This is a genomic window from Rhodospirillaceae bacterium (assembly GCA_018662005.1).
Taxonomy (GTDB): Bacteria; Pseudomonadota; Alphaproteobacteria; order Rhodospirillales; family JABHCV01; genus JACNJU01.
In genome coordinates this window covers 115,469-131,116 of record JABJHA010000014.1, presented here as the reverse complement: position 1 = coordinate 131,116, position 15,648 = coordinate 115,469, and the positions used below count along the sequence as shown (strand labels likewise).

The following is a 15,648-nucleotide window of genomic DNA, read 5'->3' as shown; positions in this document are numbered from 1 at the left end:
ACATGAGGGCGCTCTTCCTAATCGCTTTTGTCGCCAGCCTGATCATATCGGTGCCGGTGCGCGCTGGTCATGAAGCGAATCATACGGTCAATATCGAACGTGTGGTCAGCCCCGCAGGGATCACCGCGTGGCTGGTCCGTGACACCATAAATCCGATCATTAATGTGCGCTTTGCCTTTCGGGGCGGGGCGGCGCTTGATCCTGTCGGCAAGGATGGCCTCGCCAATATGGTTTCCGGGTTGCTTGATGAAGGGGCAGGCGAGCTTGACAGTCAATCCTTTCAGCGCCGGCTGGAGGATTTGTCTATAGAGCTTCGCTTCAACGCCGGACGCGACGCCTTTAGCGGCCGCCTTAAAACCTTAAGTGAAAACAAGGATCAGGCCTTTCATTTGTTGAAAGTTGCGCTCCTTGAACCGCGCTTCGATAGCGAGCCGGTTAAACGCATTCGTGGGCAAATCCTGGCTGGCTTGCGCCACGATCTGGAAGATCCTGACACCATTGCCGGGCAGGCATTGGCCCGGGAGCTGTTCCCGAACCATCCCTATGGTCGCCCGGTCGATGGTTCCAGGGAAACTGTTATGGCGATTACCAGCGAAGACCTTCGGGCCTTTACCCGCCAGCGCCTCACCCGCGACAACCTGGTTATTGCCGTGGTCGGTGATATGGATGACAAAGAACTGGGGCGTCGTCTGGATGAGGTCTTCGCCGATTTGCCCAAAGCGGGGCAAGACTTAAGCGTTAAGGATGTTCAGCCACATACGGCGGGCCGGACGAAGGTTGTTAAAATGGACATCCCTCAGAGCGCCATTGCTTTCGCACAAAAAGGATTGAAGCGTTCTGACCCTGAATTTTACGCCGCCTATGTCATGAACCACATTCTTGGTGGGGGCGGTTTTACCTCAAGATTATATGCTCAAATCAGGGAGAAACGCGGGCTTGCCTATTCCATCGGCAGTTATCTTTACCCCCTTGATCATGCAGGACTTGTTCAGGGTTACGGCGGAACCGCTAACGCCCGCGTCGGGGAAACCCTTGAGGTTCTGAAAAGCCAATGGCGAGCAATGGCTGAAAGCGGTGTTACGCCGGAAGAACTTGCCGACGCCAAAACCTATCTTATTGGATCCTACCCGTTGCGCTTTACCTCGACCGGCAGCATTGCTTCAATACTGGTTTCCATTCAGCTTCAAAAACTGGGTATCGATTTTCTCGACCAGCGCAATAAACTGGTCGAAGCCGTTAACCTGAAGAATGTTAACCGGCTGGCAAAAAGGCTGCTCGATCCTGAAAATATGGTCGTTGTTGTTGTTGGCGCGCCTGAGGGTGTGACCTCGACCCCTTAACGTTCTAAAGTATGGGCTGCTGATTCCTTTTTGCGGATTGTTTTACCGATGCTCTACCGTCACGACACTGAAAACTGTTTTGCCAGCGCCATTGGCGCGCGCGGCCTGACAGACGATCAATACGCCAGCACTCTTGCCCAAACAGGCGCGGCGCTGGATGTCATCTCCCAGGCGTATGCGGACAACAGTCTGCCGCTGTTGCGCCTGGCCGAAGCGGACGCTGATTTGCAATCCGTAAAGCCGCTTGCCGAGCGTTGGCGGCAGGATTTTGATGACGTTGTGGTTCTTGGAACCGGTGGGTCAAGCCTTGGCGGGCAAACAGTTTGCGCGCTTGCCGATGTGGGCTTTGGGCCACGGGCGGGGGCGCCGCATCTTCATTTCATTGATAACATCGACCCCCATACTTTCGACGCCCTGTTCGGGCAGGTTGGGCTTAATCGTACCGGCTTTATTGTCATATCGAAGTCCGGCGGCACCGCTGAAACCATAACCCAGTTTTTGATTTGCCTTGAGGCAATGGATGTCGAGGCCGGTGAAGACGCGGCGGCTGATGCATTCCTGATCATCACCGAGCCTGGCGACAATCCATTGCGCCAGATCGCAATGAGCCGGGGTTTAAGCGTGTTCGATCACGACCCGGGTATCGGCGGCCGGTTTTCCGTGTTGTCTCAAGTTGGCATGTTGCCGGCAATGATCGCAGGCCTCGATCCAGCAGCTGTACGTTCTGGCGCGGGTGAAGTTCTTAAGGCTGCTCTTGATGCAAAGACGCCAGCGGATTGCCCGGCTGCTGTCGGCGCGGCGCTTAATGTGTCGTTGTTTAAAAACAAGGGCGCAACATCGACGGTGTTGATGCCTTATGCCGACAGACTGGCAAGTTTTGCTATGTGGTTTCAGCAATTGTGGGGCGAAAGCCTGGGCAAGGATGGCACCGGCACGACGCCGATCGGGGCTATTGGCACCCGCGACCAGCATAGTCAGTTACAACTTTATCTTGATGGCCCCCATGACAAGATGTTCACCCTGTTAACCATCGATGTTGCCGGGGCTGGCGGGACGGTAAATGCCAGCAGCGACGACCGCCTGGCTTACCTGAATGGACGTTCCATGGGCGATCTTCTGGAGGCCGAGCAAAGAGCGACGGCGGCGGCACTTGTCGACAAGGGATGCCCGACCCGGATGATCAGCATCAACGCACTGGATGAGAAAAGCCTCGGCGCCCTGATGATGCATTTCATGCTCGAAACCATCATCGCCGCCCACTTGCTGGGGGTAAATCCCTTCGATCAACCGGCCGTGGAAACCGGCAAACAATTGGCGCGGCAATTTTTGTCGGAAATGGACAGTCCCGCATGACCTTACGCCGCTTGCCGGAAAACCTGGTCAATCGCATCGCCGCCGGCGAAGTGGTCGAACGACCGGCCTCTGCGGTTAAGGAACTGGTAGAAAACGCTATCGATGCCGGGGCCAGCCACATCGACATTCTTGTTCGTGACGGTGGGCGTACCCAAATAACCGTCACCGATGATGGCAAGGGCATGTCTGGCGACGAGTTGCAACTGGCTATCGAGCGTCACGCCACATCGAAACTTCCCGATGATGATTTGCAAAATATTTCCAGCCTTGGTTTTCGCGGCGAGGCTTTGGCCTCAATCGGCGCGGTCAGCCGCCTGCAATTAACCAGTCGCCGCCCGGACGACGAAGAAGCCTGGATGTTAAGCGTCGAGGGCGGTGTCGTTGGCACGCCGGACCCGGTCGCCCATCCCGTCGGCACCCGCATTGATGTCCGCGACCTGTTTTTTGCGACCCCGGCGCGACTGAAGTTTCTGAAAACCCCGCGCGCCGAGCTTGGCCATGTCAGCGAAGCGGTGAAAAGACTGGCCATGGCCCATCCCGGTATTGGGTTCACCCTAAACAACGGCGAGCGCGACATGTTGCGTCTGGCCCCATCCCAGGGTGACCTGCTGGATAGTCGGCTTGAACGGCTGGGCGCGATCATGGGACGGGATTTTGCCGACAACGCTATTTCTATCGATGCCGAACGTGAAGGCGTCCATTTAAGCGGTCATGCTGGCCTTCCGACTTTGAACAGGGGTAACGCGCAAATGCAGTTCCTGTTCGTTAACGGCAGGCCGGTTCGCGACAAGTTGTTCTATGGCGCTCTCAGGGGCGCTTACCGGGATTTTCTGGCCGGTGATCGCTATCCCATGGTGGCGTTGTTTCTGGAAGTCCCCAGCGACGCCCTGGACGTTAATGTCCATCCGGCCAAGACCGAGGTGCGTTTTCGCGATGCCGCCCTGGTTCGCGGGCTGATTGTCGGGGCGGTCAAACATGCCCTGGCCGAAGCCGGACACCGTGCCTCAACCACGGTAGGTCACGGCGCACTCGCTGCGGTTCAACCCGGCTCACTGCCCTTGGGTGGTCATGGTGGCGGCGGCGGATACAGCGGTGGTGGTTCAATTCCTGCCGGGCTGGCCGAACGGGCGGCGAGTTTTTTCGCACCCGGCAGCGGTCTTGAAGCACCACTGGCCGCACCGGATGCCTTTAATGTTGGTGTCGCCATCGACGAGGCTGAAGACTTGGCCGATTATCCGCTTGGGGTGGCCAGGGCGCAGTTGCATGAAACCTATATCGTCGCCCAAACAGCCGACGGTATTGTCATTGTCGATCAACACGCCGCCCATGAACGACTGGTTCACGAGCGCATCAAGCACGCCCTCGATCAGGGCGGGGTTAGCCGTCAGGGCTTGCTGATCCCGGAAGTCGTGGAAATGGATGAAACCGCCGTCGATCGCCTGAACAGACGGTGCGATGAATTGTTCGAGCTGGGCCTGACCATTGAAGCCTTCGGTCCCGGTGCACTTGTCGTGCGCGAGGTTCCGGCCTTGCTGGGTGATTGTGATATTCAGGGTTTGCTGCGTGACCTGGCCGATGATCTGGCCGAACATGATGAGGCGCTGGCCCTCAAAGACCGGCTAGGCGATGTCGCCGCAAAAATGGCCTGTCATGGCTCGGTGCGTGCAGGCAGGCGTCTCAACGGGACAGAAATGAATGCCCTGCTGCGCGAGATGGAGGCGACACCACATTCCGGCCAGTGCAGTCATGGTCGCCCAACGTACGTTGAGCTGAAACTTGCAGATATCGAGAAGCTGTTCGGCAGGCGTTAATGCTTTACGAGCTCTACCAAAACCTGACAACGCCTTGCCCACGCCCGGTAAAGGACGTTGGTTACCTGCGCGAACTGATTGGTATGGCGGCGCGCTACAAACGCTGTCAGGCCGCCTGGCAGCCACATCTGGTTATGTGCAAGGACTGGATTTGTCAGGTCATGCAAGAAAGTCGGGGCCGGGTCGTGGTGCTGGGCTCAGGGCTGCTTTATGACGTTCCTCTGCAAGAACTGTCTGAGCATTTTGACGGGGTCGTTCTGGTCGATATCCTGCACATGCCAGCCGTCCGCAAAGCCGTCCGGCGGTTCTCCAATGTCACTCTTGAAACGCGTGATATCACGAGCTTTGTCGAAGCGCTCCATAGTGGCACGTCGCGAATCCCGCCAAATGCTCCTGATATGGGCCTGGACGGGGCTGATTTGGTGATCTCCCTGAACGTGCTCAGCCAGCTTGCCATACTGCCAATGGCCTTTGCGGGGCTTGAACAGTCAGTGGCCGCATCACTGATGCAGGCCCATGTGGATGCCCTGCAAAAATCAACGGCCAGAATTTGCCTGATGACAGAAGTCGAACAGCAACTCTGCCTTGATGGCGAAGTGGTCGAAAAAGAAGACCCGCTGGCCGGTGTCAGTATCCCGCAAAGCCTGAAAGTTCAGACAGCGGACTGGCGTTGGAATTTTGCCCCTCACCCCGAACGTCACCGCCGTTATGATCTGGTCTACCAGATCAAAGGTTATTCAAGTTGAAAACTTCAGGAACGTAACCTGTGCCGCACCGTAGGTGCGGGTATCAAGGATTTCAAACTGACGTGGAATGGTCAGTTCTTCATCCTTGCCGGTTTCAACGATGACAATACCGGCGTTGGCAATCCAGCCCTTGTTCGATAACCCCAACAAGGTCTGGTCAGTCAGGTTGGAGCCGTAAGGAGCATCGAGGAAAATCAGGCCGAGAGGTGCTCCGGCTATTCTGGGTGGCGGTGCCAGCCGTGTTACATCCAGTTTAAGCGGGGTGATGTTGCTTGCCTCACCAAGGCTGGCGGCGTTGCTGCGTAAACAATTTAAGGAAACCGGGTCGTTGTCGATGAAAACCCCGCGTGTGGCGCCGCGGGACATCGCCTCCAACCCCAGTGCGCCGGTGCCCGAAAAAACATCAAGCACGGTTTGGCCGTCGAAGCCGTTCCAGTCGATGGAATGGGAAAGGATGTTGAAAATTCCCTCACGGGCCCTGTCCGAGGTCGGGCGAACATCCCGTCCCGGCGGGGCGCTTAATGTACGCCCCTTGAATTTGCCACCGATGATTCTCACGTGCGACCCTTGTTCAGGCTTAATGTGCGCTTTTTCTTCGGTGCTTTTTTTGCCTTCGCCCAACCCTTGCCCCGGGTCTTGCCGGTTGTTTTTGCGTCATCGTCACTTAGCTGGTTTCGCAGCATTTTTGCCGAGACTTCCTGAACCGCCCCACGGGTTAATTTATCCAGGTGGTAGGGGCCGTAGGAAAGCCGGATCAGGCGATTTACATGCAAGTCCATGTGTTCCATGACTTTGCGGATTTCCCGGTTTTTACCCTCGCTTAAAGCAACACTCAGCCAGGCGTTTGTCCGGGTCTTGCTGTCAAGAACCGCGTCAATGGAGCCATAGTTGACACCGGCAATGGTGATGCCGTCCTTGAGTTTTTTGAGCTTATCCTCATCAACGGTGCCACGGACCCGAACCCGATAGCGGCGAACCCACCCGGTGGCTGGCATTTCCATGCGTCGGGCCAGTTCCCCGTCATTGGTCAACAGAAGCAGCCCTTCCGAATTCAGGTCGAGGCGGCCGATGGAGATAACCCTGCCCAGTTCTTTAGGCAGACGCTCGAACACCGTTGGCCGGCCTTGTGGGTCCTTGTGGGTGGTGACAAGGCCGGTCGGCTTGTGATAGCGCCACAGTCTTGTTTCCTGGGGCTCGGCCAGGGGTTTGCCGTCGACCACGATGAGGTTTGTCTGATCGACGGTAAAAGCCGGGCTGCTCAGGGTCTTGCCATCGACCTGAACACGTCCTGCCTCGATCCAGCGTTCGGCCTCGCGGCGAGAACACAATCCGGCTCGGGCCAGAACCTTGGCGATACGTTCAGGCTTCTGTTGATCCATTGGCGTTTCCTGCGGCGGCGATGAAAGCCTTGATAATCAGATTATCACCCTCGCTGATATGAAATTCCGGGTGCCACTGGACGCCCATACAAAAGGCGTAGGCGTTACATTCAATACCTTCGATAACGCCATCAGGGGCGCGGGCATTGATGATAACGCCGTCAGGTTCATCGGCTGCCGCTTGGTGATGGGCGCTGTTGACCTCAAGGGTGTCGGTGCCGACGATGCGCCGAAGCATGGTGCCTTCCTTGACAAAGGCCTGATGACCCACCTCGTCGCGGGGATTGGGTTGTTCGTGGGCAAGGGCTTGCTCAATAGCGTCGGGGATATGCTGGATCAGGGTGCCGCCCAAAACCACATGCAATAATTGCTGGCCGCCGCAAATGCCCAGCACCGGCATATTTCGCTCAAGTGCGCCTTTTGTGATCGCCATCTCGAAGCTGGTGCGGTGGTCTTTGGTGACAACACTGTCATGGCGATCGCTGGCCCCAAACAGAGCCGGATCAATATCAAAATTACCGCCGGTGATCATCAAACCATCAATCAGGTCCAGATATTGCTCAACACTGTCAAGTTGATGGGGCAGGGCCAATGGCAAGCCGTCAGCGCTGGAGACTGCGCCTGCGTAATTTTCACGCAATCCATACCAGGGGAATTTTGAATACCCGCCGGCATCTTCCGAATCCAACGTAATGCCAATGATGGGTGTTTTCATAAGGGCGGAATGTAGAGATCACAGGGCCTTTTCGCAAGTAAAGCATATTGACGGCGCTTCATGCTGGGTTCACTGTTTGCCTATGGATCAGTCAACCTACATGGCAATGGCCTTGAAAGAGGCAGAAAAAGCCGCCGACCGGGGCGAAGTGCCGGTCGGGGCGGTTATTGTTGATGCGGTCAGCGGTGAGGTCCTTGCCTGGGCCGGAAACTGTACGGAAGAAAAGAACGACCCGACGGCTCATGCCGAGATGCTGGTGATAAGGGAGGCGGCCGCGAAGTTGGAAAGCCCGCGGCTCGAAAACTGCGACCTGTATGTCACCCTTGAGCCCTGTCCCATGTGCGCGACGGCGATTTCCTTCGCCCGCCTGCGCAGGCTTTATTTTGGCGCCTACGATGCAAAAGGTGGCGGCGTCGATCATGGTCCCAGGGTGTTTGAACAATCAACCTGTCACCACCGGCCCGAAGTGGTTGGCGGCATGGAAGAAACCTCGGCCAGTACCTTGCTGAAGAAGTTTTTCAAGGATTTGCGTTAAAGCCTTATACCTGCGGAAATCGTCCGCGCTTCTCAAGTTGATAGATCGGCATCGTGTTGCGGACGTAATCGTGGGCGGCGTCACGGGCCGGGGTATAGTCCCAGGTGATGGCCTGTTCGCGCATTACGCCCTTAAGAAACTGTCGCCGGCGCTGGCTTTCCTTAACACGCTCTGTCAAGGCGTCCAGGTCATAGGCTGCATCGATTTCCGCTTGCAAGGCGTTGGTCTGGGCAATGAATGCGGGATCGGCGGCAAGGTTGAGCCGTTCTTCGGGGTCAGTTTCCAGATTGTAGTACTGGGGCGGATCGCCTTTCGCGCAAATGAATTTGTGTGCGCCCCGGCGGATCATCAACATCGGTGTCGCAATGCCTTCGGCAAAGTATTCGCCAATCACTTCGTCATGACCAGCACCGCCGTTTAAATGTGACAGAAGCGAGCGCCCCTCGAGGGGCGTCGCATAATTTCCGGATTTTCCGTCACGGCCAAGCTCAACCAGCGTCGGCAGGAAATCAACAAGAGAAACCGCTTGCCCGACCCGGCGTGGGGAAAACATTTTCGGTGCATGAACGATCAGCGGAACCCGGGATGAATAGTCAAAGAAGCTCATTTTGAACCACATGCCCCGTTCCCCCAGCATGTCCCCATGGTCACCGGTAAAGATAACGATGGTGTTGTCCCTAAGTCCCGACTCTTCGAGCGCGCCCAGAATCTCGGCAACCTTGTCGTCAATATCACTGATCGATCCGTAATAAGCGCGCCGTGCGTTTCGTAGGGTTTGGTCGTCAAGATCAACATCGGTTGCACCGTAACTGTGGCGAATGCGGGCGCTATGGGGGTCTTCATCAACAGAACCTGGCGGCGTTTTGGGAAGGTCGATATCATCATCCCGGTACAGGTCCCATTTATCCTGCCGGCAAAGGTAAGGATCGTGGGGCTGGATCATCGAGACGGTCAGCAAAAAGGGATCTTCATTACCATCGCGGGCCTGATCAAAAATATAGCGCTTGGCGGCGAACACTGCCTCGTCATCGTAGTCCAGATACAGCGAGCGCATACACGGTCCGGCCTTTGTCACCACCTCCATATTGTGAAACCAGTCGAGCCGCGCGTCAGCTCGGTCCCACTCCGGATGCCATGTAAAATCCGCAGGGTAGACGTCGGTGGTCAGGCGCTCACCGTATCCATGCAATTGGTCGGGGCCAATGAAATGCATCTTGCCGCTAAGGCACGTTCGATACCCTTCGGCTGATAAATAATGCGCAAACGTTGGTACCTCCGAAGAAAATTCGACGGCGTTGTCCCAGGCGGCGATTTTGCAAGGAAGCCGTCCACTCATCATCACGAAGCGCGATGGCGCGCACAGCGGCGCGTTGGTATAGGCCGCGTCAAACACGACACCTTCGCTGGCCAATTTCTCGATTGTCGGGGCCTTGACCACAGGGTGTCCGTGACAGGGCAAGAATTGCGGGGCCAACTGATCCGCCATAATCATAACGATGTTCGGGCGTGATGACGTTTGCGACATGGGATGCTCCGTATGCCTGATCCGGTTCTAAAAAGTTATTTTCCCTTCTATTCTTAATTACAGGGATATGGAAATGTTAAAGCTGTTTTTGCGGGGAGTTGGTTTCTCATATATAATTTTTGATCAGCGCCTAATTTTTCAGAAAGTATAAACACGATATGAGCTCTGATAAAAAAGTTATCCGGTTTGAACGCAATGGCCCCGCCGAAACGGGCCTAGAGAAAATGCAACTTGATCAAGCTGATTTTCAATCTGACCTGCCCGAGCAATATTTGCATGAGTACTACGGTGATGAGGCCTTGGGCCTGAGCGTTGGTGTTTGGACAACGACCACCATGCAGGAACAATTCGGCCCCTATCCAGGGGATGAGTTCATGTGGATACTTGAAGGCCAGGTGGCCATGGTTGATGGTGATGCAAACGAAACGCCAGTTCATGAGGGGCAATCTTTTTGCGTTCGCAACGGCATCCCCGTTAGCTGGAAACAGGTAGGTTTCTTAAGAAAATTCTATATCACTTACGCCAACCCGAATGCAGCGACACCTGAAATTGCTTCTGCAGATGGCGGCATCATGGTCCTTGATCCGCTCGCCCTTGAGGCAGGCTTGACAAAGATGGACAGCACCGATCAATTTGTGATGATTGGCGATGCGCCGCTTCAACATGACAATATTTTGTTCACCAACGATGCTGGGAACATGTTTGTCGGCATGTGGGACAGTACCGCCTTTGATAGCGAAATGAGGCCATTTCCCTGGCATGAGTTCGTACAAATGCTCGAAGGCGATCTGACGATCACTGAAGAGGACGGGACTGTCCAGCAGTTCACAGCCGGGGACGCCTTTTTCATCCCCATGGGCACGGTTTGTCGCTGGCAGACGAGTGGAATCAAGAAGTATTATGCGATTGTGGATCCTGCCGCAGGCTAAACGGTCTTTAGCAGGCGAACCCCGTTAAATGGAAGTAATCCAGAAGTTTTAACCACAGCCCCCGCTTGCCCCCGTTGGCATCAGCCTTTGCAAGGGCGTGGCGGGTCAAGGTTACGCCAATCCAGCGTAGGGGTTCAGGCGCCCAGTTCATGGCGCGCCTTTTGACAAACAGCATGTCCAGAATATCACTGGGCTGATAACCCAGTAATTCCAGACCAATGCGGGCGCCAAACCGTGTCGCCCCGACACCAAGTCCCGTATACCCGACGGCCCACGACACGCGCCCGTCAAAAGCAACGCCGGGAACCATGCAAAAGCGCGTTGAAGAGGCAATGATGCCGCTCCAGCGGTGACTGAACCTGACCCCTTGTAACTGCGGAAAGGTTTCAAAGAATTCTTTGGACAGGCGCTCAAACCGCCCCCGGTCATCGGCGACACCCTGATCCGTGCGACTGCCATAATAATAGCAAACAGCGCCACCACCGCCCCAGGTAATGCGGTTGTCTTTTGTCATCCGGTAATAATGAAACATGTAGGCTTCGTTGGAGAGAGCATGACGGTTTTTGCCCCAGTTGATGGAGTCCAGTTGCTCGGGGGTTAAAGGTTCGGTGGCGATTTGATAATCCCAAACGGGTATCACTTGCCTGCGGATTTGGGGAAGCAGACCGCGAAAAGCATTCGTCGCCATCAGAATTTTGTCGCTTCGGATGTTGGCAGAGGCGCAGGTGGTCAGCATCCCGTCACCATCTGGGGCGACATCAAGTACGGGTGTGTTCTCGAAAATGCGCACACCCAGCGACAGGATGGTTTTTTTAAGCCCCCAGCACAGCTTTCCAGGGTTAACCACACCGTCCTGTCCGTCACGATGCCATAGCCCGGCCTTGTAGGTGGGGGAGTTTACCTGGCGACGCATGTCATCGCCATCAAACCAGACGACATCCCGGCCCGCTGCTTTCCCGGCCTCAAACTGACTGCGTAACTTCAGGGCCATTGCCTCGTTAGTGGCAACGGCTGTATGGCCGACATGTTCATACTCGGCGTCAATGTTGTAGCGTTCCAGAGTCTCGATAAACGCCTTCATGTTCTGTAGCCCAAGTTCCTCAAGATGTTCAGCCTCGCCGGGAAAATGATAGTCGCCGTTGGTTTCGCCATGGGTCAGGCTGGTGTTCAGGAAGCCGCCGTTGCGGCCGGATGCTCCATCACCAATAAATGTTTGCTCTACCAGAACAACATCCAGATCAGGTTGCTGTTCCTTTACCTGCAAGGCCGCCCACAAACCCGTAAAGCCTCCGCCGACAATCAACAATTGACAACGGGCATCACCCTCAAGTGGGGCTAGGGTTTCTGGTCTTCCCTCTGAATCGAGCCAGACGGGACGGTATGTGGAATCACTTAACGCAGCCACATGTGGTAGCATGGAACACCTTCAGGATTATTTGTTATGGCCGCTGATCTCTGCGTGCAGGGGCATGGTGTCCTGGAATAGCTGTTTTTGCTCGTCGGACGCTTCGCTTTGGTAATCGCGCTTCCATTCATCGTAGGTCATGCCGTAGACGATTTCACGAGCCTCGTCGTAGGACATGTCGATATCGTGCTCTTTGGCTGCTGCCATATACCATTTTGACAGGCAGTTACGGCAGAATCCGGCCAAATTCATCAAGTCGATGTTTTGTACATCGGTGCGTTTGCCAAGGTGTTGGGCAAGGCCGCGAAAGGCGGCTGCTTCCAGTTCGGTGCGCGTTTTATCGTCCATTGGTCTTCTCTCTTGTTCCATTAACGTTTGGCCGCGCGCCAGCCGATGTCGGTTCGGTTGAAGCCTTCCGGCCAGTCTATTTTGGCGACCGCCTTGTAAGCCAGTTTTTGTGCCTGGGCGACGGTTTTGGCTTTCGTCGTAATGCCCAGCACCCGTCCTCCATTGGCCAGCAATGCGCCGTTGTCGGCCTTTGTGCCGGCGTGGAAGACAAAGACATCATCCATGGCGTTTGCTTCCCCGACACCTTTTATTACGCTGCCTTTCTCATATCGACCGGGATAGCCATTGGTTGCCATAACAACGATCAGGGTGGCTTCGTCATGCCATTTCAACTTGATTTTATCGAGTGTGCCATCGGCACTGGCGATCAGCGCTGTCAGGATATCGGATTTCAGCGCCAGCATCAGGGGCTGACATTCCGGGTCACCGAAACGGACGTTGAATTCGATCAGTTTTGGCCCCGTACTGGTGATCATCAGGCCAGCGTACAGAACCCCTTTGTACGGTTTGCCTTCCGCCGCCATCGCCTTGATCGTCGGGGTGATGATTTCATCCATGATTCGGGCAGCCATGGCGTCGTCGACGACCGGGGCCGGGGTATAGGCACCCATACCGCCGGTATTGGGGCCTTCATCGCCATCGAAGGCGGCCTTGTGGTCCTGTGCCGATCTAAGGGCGACGGCGTTGATCCCATCGCAAAGAACGAAGAAACTGGCTTCCTCACCCTCCATGAATTCCTCGATGATGACTTCCGCGCCAGCCCCGCCGAAGGCGCGCTCTGTCATAATGTGATCAACAGCGGCGTAGGCCTCATTCTTGTTCTGGCAGATGATTACGCCCTTTCCGGCGGCCAATCCGTCGGCTTTGACGACAATCGGCGTGCCGTGGCGCAGGATGAATTCCTTGGCTGCGTCCGGCTCGTCAAAACGTCCGTATTCGGCGCTCGGGATATTGTATTTGGCCGATAAATCCTTCATGAAGCCTTTTGAGCCTTCCAGGGCTGCCGCGGCGGCGCTTGGGCCAAAGGCCGGGATGCCGGCTTCATTCAGTCTGTCGACCAGACCATCAACCAGCGGCGCTTCGGGGCCGACGACGACAAAGTCGATGGCGTTATCGGTTGTGAAACCGACAAGGGCGTCAATGTCATCGGCGCCGATATCGACACAGATGGCAATGCCATCAATTCCGGCGTTACCGGGTGCGCAAAACAGTTCGTCGCACTTTGGCGACTTGGCGATGGCCCAGCATAAGGAATGCTCACGACCACCAGAACCGACAACCAAAACCTTCATCTTAAAATCCTTCTTCATTTCCCCAACACCACCATACATACTGTCGACCATGACTGAAAAGAAATCGCTTGAAGAATCTGTACATAATCTTCCGGAACTTTCGGTGGGTGAGCTGTCGCAAGCGCTGAAAAGTACGCTTGAGGACCGTTTTCCAAGGGTTCGGGTGCGCGGCGAGATTACCGGTTTTAAACGCGCCGCATCGGGGCACATGTATCTGCGCCTGAAGGATGACGACGCTGTGCTCGACGGTGTTTGCTGGCGTGGCACGGCGGGTCGTCTGTCAATTGCCCCCGAAGATGGCATGGAAGTGGTGGCGACGGGGCGGATTACCGCCTACGGTGCCCGCTCAAGCTATCAAATTGTTATTGATTCCATTGAGTTAGCGGGTGAAGGCGCGCTTCTTAAGCTGCTGCAGGAACGAAGGCGAAAACTCGCCGAAGAAGGATTATTCGACCCTGAGCGAAAAAGCGATTTGCCGTTTTTGCCACAAGTGATCGGCGTCGTCAGTTCGCCGACCGGCGCGGTCATTCGCGATATCCTGCACCGTTTGTCTGATCGTTTCCCGGTTCGGGTGTTGCTATGGCCGGTGCTGGTTCAGGGTGACAAGGCGGCGGCGGAAATAAGCGCCGCCATCGACGGTTTCAGCGCCTTGAAGCAAGGTGGCACGGTTCCCCGTCCTGATTTGTTGATTGTTGCGCGCGGCGGCGGCTCACTTGAAGATCTGATGGCCTTTAACGAAGAACAGGTGGTTCGCGCCGCCGCCAATTGCACCGTGCCGCTGATATCGGCCGTCGGCCATGAAACCGACACCACGCTGATTGATTTTGCCGCCGATATGCGGGCACCGACACCAACCGCGGCGGCAGAACTGGCGGTGCCGGTGCGGGCTGAATTGCTGGCCCAGGTCATGGACAGCGGTATGCGACTGGTCAATGTCATGAACCGTTCTCTTAACCAGCACAGGACTGTGCTTGAAGGACTGGTGCGGGGGTTACCGAATTTGCGCCGGGTTGTCGAAGACTCGTCCCAGCGTCTTGATGACTGGGCCGAGCGGTTGACGTTTAGCCTGCGCACCGGAATGGCAAGTCGCCGGGCTCGTCTTGCTGAAACGGTGGCGGCGATTGTCAAGCCGGGGCAACGCATTGATCATGCCCGGGACAGGCTGGACAGCACTGCGCGGGCCATGAGGCAAGGCGCAAAAGGCGTTGTTTTGGAACGAAAGCAAAAATTGGCGAAAGCATCGGCGTTGCTGGAAAGTTTCTCCTACCAGCGGGTGCTGGCAAGGGGCTTTGCGCTGGTTAGTGACACGTCAGATAATGCTCTTTTGGCGGCGGCCGATGTCAAACCCGGCATGGACCTGCAGATACAGTTTCATGATGGAAAAGTCGCGGCAAATGCGACGGGCAAGGCTGCAAAAAAACCCAAAAAAGATGACGGAAAACAAGGAAACCTGTTGTGAGAAGGTGGTTTGTTGTTTTTGCCTTTATCCTGTTATCGGGCATTTCCGAAGCTGCTGAGGTCAGCATGGAAGGAAACTTTATCCAGGGCGGGCTCGTCTTTGGGAAAACAAAACCGGGAAACAAGGTCGAACTGGATGGCAAGCAATTGGGGCTTTCCAGCGATGGTCGTTTCCTCATCGGGTTTGGCCGCAACGCGCCGGAACAGGTGAGCTTAAGCATTACCGGTGGTGATGGTAAAACAGACCGTCGCACGCTCAGTGTTAGCAGTCGGCAATACAAGGTTCAGCGCATTGACGGACTGCCCTCAAGAAAAGTAACGCCTAAGCCTGAAGACGTGGCACGCATTAAGGCAGACAATGCGGGAATTGGCAGAGTCCGTGGGCTTGATACGGTTGATGCCTATTTCGCTGCAGGGTTTATATGGCCGGTGACGGGGCCGCTCTCAGGTGTTTTTGGATCTCAGCGAATATTAAACGGCAAACCGAAAAACCCCCACAACGGCACCGATATCGCGGCCCCGGAAGGAACCATCATCAAGGCTCCGTCTGATGGTCAGGTCGCTTTGATCAAAGATGACATGTTCTATACGGGCAAAACACTGATGCTCGATCACGGGCTTGGCTTGACCAGCGTCTACGCCCATATGAGCGCCATACTGGTCAAACAGGGATCGATGGTGAAAAAAGGAACACCGATTGGAAAAGTCGGTAAAACCGGGCGGGTCACAGGCGCACATTTGCATTGGGGCATGACATTGGGACGCACCCATCTTGATCCGGCCCTGATCGCCGGGAAGATGCCTTAAGGGCG

At 55.7% G+C, this 15,648-nt stretch carries 15 protein-coding genes; 8 read left to right on the top strand and 7 right to left on the bottom strand.

Features of this window, described 5'->3' with window-relative positions; all coding sequences use genetic code 11:
• Nucleotides 1-2 precede the first annotated feature (2 nt).
• The 4 genes from HOL66_07595 to HOL66_07580 are packed head-to-tail and all read left to right on the top strand — an operon-like array spanning nucleotide 3 to nucleotide 5,250.
• Complete coding sequence (locus tag HOL66_07595; GenBank protein ID MBT5244093.1) at nucleotides 3-1,340, top strand: insulinase family protein; 1,338 nt, start codon at nucleotides 3-5, stop codon at nucleotides 1,338-1,340.
• A gap of 48 nt (nucleotides 1,341-1,388) precedes the next feature.
• On the top strand, nucleotides 1,389-2,693 hold the full coding sequence (locus HOL66_07590) for a glucose-6-phosphate isomerase (GenBank protein ID MBT5244092.1): 1,305 nt from the start codon (nucleotides 1,389-1,391) through the stop codon (nucleotides 2,691-2,693).
• Entirely contained in the window at nucleotides 2,690-4,504 is a 1,815-nt protein-coding gene (gene mutL, locus HOL66_07585; GenBank protein MBT5244091.1) for a DNA mismatch repair endonuclease MutL, read from the top strand. The genes HOL66_07590 and mutL overlap by 4 nt, the downstream gene beginning before the upstream one ends.
• Nucleotides 4,504-5,250, top strand: a complete 747-nt coding sequence (locus HOL66_07580) for a hypothetical protein (GenBank protein MBT5244090.1) — start codon at nucleotides 4,504-4,506, stop codon at nucleotides 5,248-5,250. The genes mutL and HOL66_07580 overlap by 1 nt, the downstream gene beginning before the upstream one ends.
• Here the strand turns inward: HOL66_07580 and rsmD are convergent.
• From rsmD to HOL66_07565, 3 genes are read right to left on the bottom strand one after another with little or no spacing between them, the layout of a single operon-like run.
• Nucleotides 5,242-5,832, bottom strand: coding sequence for a 16S rRNA (guanine(966)-N(2))-methyltransferase RsmD (rsmD, locus tag HOL66_07575; GenBank protein MBT5244089.1), 591 nt, complete (start codon nucleotides 5,830-5,832; stop codon nucleotides 5,242-5,244). The two genes, HOL66_07580 and rsmD, sit on opposite strands and share 9 nt — an antisense overlap.
• Nucleotides 5,805-6,629, bottom strand: a complete 825-nt coding sequence (locus HOL66_07570) for an rRNA pseudouridine synthase (protein ID MBT5244088.1) — start codon at nucleotides 6,627-6,629, stop codon at nucleotides 5,805-5,807. Before HOL66_07570 ends, rsmD begins: the two co-directional genes overlap by 28 nt.
• Nucleotides 6,610-7,344, bottom strand: coding sequence for a gamma-glutamyl-gamma-aminobutyrate hydrolase family protein (locus tag HOL66_07565; GenBank protein MBT5244087.1), 735 nt, complete (start codon nucleotides 7,342-7,344; stop codon nucleotides 6,610-6,612). The genes HOL66_07570 and HOL66_07565 overlap by 20 nt, the downstream gene beginning before the upstream one ends.
• 82 nt (nucleotides 7,345-7,426) lie before the next feature.
• Here HOL66_07565 and HOL66_07560 point away from each other — a divergent pair, with 82 nt between their 5' ends.
• On the top strand, nucleotides 7,427-7,879 hold the full coding sequence (locus HOL66_07560; protein ID MBT5244086.1) for a nucleoside deaminase: 453 nt from the start codon (nucleotides 7,427-7,429) through the stop codon (nucleotides 7,877-7,879).
• Nucleotides 7,880-7,883: 4 nt separating this feature from the next.
• On the opposite strand, the gene betC is transcribed toward HOL66_07560, so the two are convergent.
• Nucleotides 7,884-9,404 carry a choline-sulfatase gene (betC, locus tag HOL66_07555; protein MBT5244085.1) on the bottom strand — a complete coding sequence of 507 codons (1,521 nt, stop codon included), beginning with the start codon at nucleotides 9,402-9,404 and terminating at the stop codon, nucleotides 7,884-7,886.
• 158 nt (nucleotides 9,405-9,562) lie between these two features.
• On the opposite strand from betC, the gene HOL66_07550 reads away from it, so the two are divergent.
• A complete protein-coding gene (locus HOL66_07550) occupies nucleotides 9,563-10,333 on the top strand; it encodes a DUF861 domain-containing protein (GenBank protein MBT5244084.1) in 771 nt (256 codons plus the stop codon).
• A gap of 7 nt (nucleotides 10,334-10,340) precedes the next feature.
• On the opposite strand, the gene HOL66_07545 is transcribed toward HOL66_07550, so the two are convergent.
• From HOL66_07545 to purD, 3 genes are read right to left on the bottom strand one after another with little or no spacing between them, the layout of a single operon-like run.
• Nucleotides 10,341-11,750 carry an FAD-dependent oxidoreductase gene (locus HOL66_07545; GenBank protein ID MBT5244083.1) on the bottom strand — a complete coding sequence of 470 codons (1,410 nt, stop codon included), beginning with the start codon at nucleotides 11,748-11,750 and terminating at the stop codon, nucleotides 10,341-10,343.
• A 15-nt stretch (nucleotides 11,751-11,765) separates the two neighbouring features.
• A complete protein-coding gene (locus HOL66_07540; protein MBT5244082.1) occupies nucleotides 11,766-12,086 on the bottom strand; it encodes a DUF1244 domain-containing protein in 321 nt (106 codons plus the stop codon).
• Between the two features lie 20 nt (nucleotides 12,087-12,106).
• A complete protein-coding gene (gene purD, locus HOL66_07535) occupies nucleotides 12,107-13,378 on the bottom strand; it encodes a phosphoribosylamine--glycine ligase (GenBank protein MBT5244081.1) in 1,272 nt (423 codons plus the stop codon).
• 49 nt (nucleotides 13,379-13,427) lie between these two features.
• Between purD and HOL66_07530 the strand changes: the two genes are divergently transcribed.
• The gene (locus tag HOL66_07530) at nucleotides 13,428-14,837 is read left to right on the top strand and encodes an exodeoxyribonuclease VII large subunit (protein MBT5244080.1); all 1,410 of its coding nucleotides are present in this window, start codon (nucleotides 13,428-13,430) and stop codon (nucleotides 14,835-14,837) included.
• Between the two features lie 65 nt (nucleotides 14,838-14,902).
• Complete coding sequence (locus HOL66_07525; GenBank protein MBT5244079.1) at nucleotides 14,903-15,643, top strand: M23 family metallopeptidase; 741 nt, start codon at nucleotides 14,903-14,905, stop codon at nucleotides 15,641-15,643.
• Nucleotides 15,644-15,648 lie beyond the last annotated feature (5 nt).

What these genes read in the sequence shown, in the direction of transcription:
- HOL66_07595 (MBT5244093.1), top strand. Translation starts at nt 3, where the DNA reads ATGAGGGCGCTCTTCCTAATCGCTTTTGTCGCCAGCCTGATCATATCG.
- HOL66_07590 (MBT5244092.1), top strand. Translation starts at nt 1,389, where the DNA reads ATGCTCTACCGTCACGACACTGAAAACTGTTTTGCCAGCGCCATTGGC.
- mutL (MBT5244091.1), top strand. Translation starts at nt 2,690, where the DNA reads ATGACCTTACGCCGCTTGCCGGAAAACCTGGTCAATCGCATCGCCGCC.
- HOL66_07580 (MBT5244090.1), top strand. Translation starts at nt 4,504, where the DNA reads ATGCTTTACGAGCTCTACCAAAACCTGACAACGCCTTGCCCACGCCCG.
- HOL66_07570 (MBT5244088.1), bottom strand. Translation starts at nt 6,629, where the DNA reads ATGGATCAACAGAAGCCTGAACGTATCGCCAAGGTTCTGGCCCGAGCC.
- HOL66_07565 (MBT5244087.1), bottom strand. Translation starts at nt 7,344, where the DNA reads ATGAAAACACCCATCATTGGCATTACGTTGGATTCGGAAGATGCCGGC.
- HOL66_07560 (MBT5244086.1), top strand. Translation starts at nt 7,427, where the DNA reads ATGGATCAGTCAACCTACATGGCAATGGCCTTGAAAGAGGCAGAAAAA.
- betC (MBT5244085.1), bottom strand. Translation starts at nt 9,404, where the DNA reads ATGTCGCAAACGTCATCACGCCCGAACATCGTTATGATTATGGCGGAT.
- HOL66_07550 (MBT5244084.1), top strand. Translation starts at nt 9,563, where the DNA reads ATGAGCTCTGATAAAAAAGTTATCCGGTTTGAACGCAATGGCCCCGCC.
- HOL66_07545 (MBT5244083.1), bottom strand. Translation starts at nt 11,750, where the DNA reads ATGCTACCACATGTGGCTGCGTTAAGTGATTCCACATACCGTCCCGTC.
- HOL66_07540 (MBT5244082.1), bottom strand. Translation starts at nt 12,086, where the DNA reads ATGGACGATAAAACGCGCACCGAACTGGAAGCAGCCGCCTTTCGCGGC.
- purD (MBT5244081.1), bottom strand. Translation starts at nt 13,378, where the DNA reads ATGAAGGTTTTGGTTGTCGGTTCTGGTGGTCGTGAGCATTCCTTATGC.
- HOL66_07530 (MBT5244080.1), top strand. Translation starts at nt 13,428, where the DNA reads ATGACTGAAAAGAAATCGCTTGAAGAATCTGTACATAATCTTCCGGAA.
- HOL66_07525 (MBT5244079.1), top strand. Translation starts at nt 14,903, where the DNA reads ATGGAAGGAAACTTTATCCAGGGCGGGCTCGTCTTTGGGAAAACAAAA.